The organism is Nocardioides sp., assembly GCF_035429765.1.
In the GTDB taxonomy this organism is placed as follows: Bacteria; Actinomycetota; Actinomycetes; order Propionibacteriales; family Nocardioidaceae; genus Nocardioides.
Window position 1 is genome coordinate 1 of the sequence record NZ_DAOMFK010000304.1, and the last position, 2,434, is coordinate 2,434.

Consider the following 2,434-nt stretch of genomic DNA (forward strand, 5'->3'; position numbering starts at 1 on the left):
GAGCGGCTCGCCGACGACCTGGCACGCCGGCGGCGCGCCGAGGCGGAGGACCGGGCCCGCGCGGTAGGGGTGCGGGCGGCGGTGCCGCTGGGCCTCTGCCTGCTGCCGAGCTTCGTCCTGCTGGGCGTGGTGCCTGTGGTGGCCGGGCTGATGGCGACGGTCCTGGTCTGAGGGGGGACCGGGTTCTGTCCACTGGGGCGGCTGCACGCCGCGCCGTCCACAGCCCAGGGCCGGTCGCCAGCGAGACCGGCCGGGATCGCGCAGAGTCGGTCCGGTGGCGCACGCACCCGGCGGCGCCGGAGGAGGAGGCGACACGTGAGGGCTCACCGCACCGCAGGCCAGCAGGGGATCACCACGGCGGAGTACGCCGTCGGCACCGCCGCCGGGGCGGGACTTGCCGGGCTGCTCTACAAGATGCTCACCGGCGGCTTCGGCGACCAGCTGCTCCGCACCCTGTTCGACCACGTGCTCTCGCTCCTGGGCATCGGGTGACCGGTCCTCGTCGGTGGAGCGCCCGGAGGGGCGAGCGAGGGGTGGTCACCGCCGAGCTGGCGATGGGGCTGCCGCTGCTGGTGGCGCTGACCTGGGTCCTGGCCTGGCTGCTCTCCCTCGGGGTGGCCCAGGTGCGGATGGTCGATGCGGCGCGGGAGACCGCCAGGGCGGTGGCGCGCGGCGACCCGGTGGCTGCGGCCATCTCCCGAGGGAGCCAGGTGGCGCCGGCGGGGGCGGACCTCGCCGTGCGCTCGGGGCAGGGGGAGGTGGTGGTGACCGCGACCGCTCAGGTCAGCGGACCCGGCGGTCTGCTCGGGCTCCTACCCGGGGTACGGCTGGAGGCCACCGCAGTGGCGGCCGAGGAGTACCCGCCGTGAGTCGCGACGAGCACGGGGCGGCGACGGTGCTGGTGGTCACCTTCCTCGCGGTCCTGGTCCTCCTCACCGCCGCGTTGGCCGCGGTGGAGGGGATGGTGGCCGCGCACCGCAGGGCGCAGTCGGCCGCGGACCTCGCCGCGCTCGCCGCGGCCCGGTCCCTGGGTCTGGGGCAGGATCCCTGCCCGGACGCGACCCGGATCGCGGAGGCGAACGGCGCCAGGCTCACGGCCTGCGCGGTGGAGGGGCGTGCCGTCGCGGTCGAGGTGGCGGTCGACGGTCCGCGGTGGCTGGGTCGGGCCACGGTCCTGGCCGGGCAGGCCCGGGCCGGACCGGGGTGAGGAGGTCAGCCGGCCTCGTCCTCGGCGCGCCGCTCGGCGTCGACCTGGTCCAGCTGCTGGGACAGCTCGGTGAGCCGCCGGCGCTCCCGGCGCTGCCGAAGCTCCCGCTTGGTGCCGTACTTGAGGATCATCAGACCCCACAGGATCGCCGCCCCTGCCCCGAGCCCGACGAGGAAGATCTCCAGCGTCGTCAGGTCCAGGCCTAGCAGCTGGGCGGTGCCGTCGCCGGTGAACACTGCGGCCACGATCGCGAGGGCACCGAGGCCGATCAGGAGGACTCCCAGGATGACCATGGGCGCCACGCTACCCGTCCGGGCGGCCGGCCGCCGCTCCCGCAGGGCCGAGGAGGACGTCCAGCAGCCGGGCGGCCGCTGCCTTGTCCAGCGGATGGTTCTGGTTGCCGCACTTGGGTGACTGTACGCACGAGGGGCAGCCCTCCGCGCACTCGCAGGCCGCGATGGTGGCGCGGGTCGCGCTCAGCCACTCGCGGGCGGCGACGAACCCCCGCTCCGCGAAGCCTGCTCCTCCGGGATGGCCGTCGAAGACGAAGACCGTGAGCCGGCCGGTGTCGGGATGCCGTGCGGTGGAGACCCCGCCGATGTCCCAGCGGTCGCAGGTCGCGAAGAGCGGCAGCAGCCCGATGGCGCAGTGCTCGGCCGCGTGCGCCGCGCCCGGGACGTCCCGGGCGGCCAGGCCGGCCTCCTGCCACGCGTCGTCGGGCACGGTCCACCACACCGCCGTCGTCGCCAGTGAGCGGGCCGGAAGGTCGAGCGGTTCCTCGCCCAGCACCTCCCCGCTCGGGTGGCGGCGCCGGAGGAAGGCGACGGTCTGGTGGGTGACCTGCACCGTCCCGAACGACAGCCGGCACCCGCCCCAGCTCTCGTGCCGCTGCTCGGCAAGGACGGTGATCTCGGTGGTCTCCCGCGCCGTGGTCGTGTAGTCCACCGAGGCCGGGTGCATGAGTGCGACCCGGTCGGTGAGGTCGAGCTCGGTGACCAACCAGGTCTCGCCCTGGTGCAGGTAGACCGCCCCGGGGTGGGCAGTGGCGTGGGAGCGTGCGGCGTCGACGTTCCCGACCACCCGCCCGGTGGCCTCCTCGACCAGCTGCACCGGAGCGCCGCCGCTGGAGCGCAGGTCGGCGAGGTCGCTGGCTCGCCGCGCGTCCGTCCAGTACCAGCCGCGTGCCCGGCGCCGCAGCAGCCCGGCCGCCGTCAGCGCCGCCACCGC

The 2,434-nt window shown here is 75.6% G+C and carries 5 protein-coding genes; 3 read left to right on the forward strand and 2 right to left on the reverse strand.

Translation table 11 applies throughout. The features are described from left to right. Window positions 1-315 precede the first annotated feature (315 nt). From PLP61_RS16515 to PLP61_RS16525, 3 genes are read left to right on the forward strand one after another with little or no spacing between them, the layout of a single operon-like run. A complete protein-coding gene (locus tag PLP61_RS16515; RefSeq protein WP_324503857.1) occupies window positions 316-492 on the forward strand; it encodes a DUF4244 domain-containing protein in 177 nt (58 codons plus the stop codon). A 41-nt stretch (window positions 493-533) separates the two neighbouring features. Further along, a complete protein-coding gene (locus PLP61_RS16520) occupies window positions 534-869 on the forward strand; it encodes a TadE family type IV pilus minor pilin (protein ID WP_324503858.1) in 336 nt (111 codons plus the stop codon). Beyond that, window positions 866-1,207, forward strand: coding sequence for an Rv3654c family TadE-like protein (locus PLP61_RS16525; RefSeq protein WP_324503859.1), 342 nt, complete (start codon window positions 866-868; stop codon window positions 1,205-1,207). The genes PLP61_RS16520 and PLP61_RS16525 overlap by 4 nt, the downstream gene beginning before the upstream one ends. 5 nt (window positions 1,208-1,212) lie before the next feature. Here PLP61_RS16525 and PLP61_RS16530 read toward each other — a convergent pair whose 3' ends face one another. Both PLP61_RS16530 and PLP61_RS16535 read right to left on the reverse strand, forming a co-directional pair. Continuing rightward, complete coding sequence (locus PLP61_RS16530; protein WP_324503860.1) at window positions 1,213-1,500, reverse strand: hypothetical protein; 288 nt, start codon at window positions 1,498-1,500, stop codon at window positions 1,213-1,215. 10 nt (window positions 1,501-1,510) lie between these two features. After that, a partial coding sequence (locus PLP61_RS16535; RefSeq protein WP_324503861.1) for a Zn-binding domain-containing protein occupies window positions 1,511-2,434 on the reverse strand: 924 nt, incomplete at its 5' end.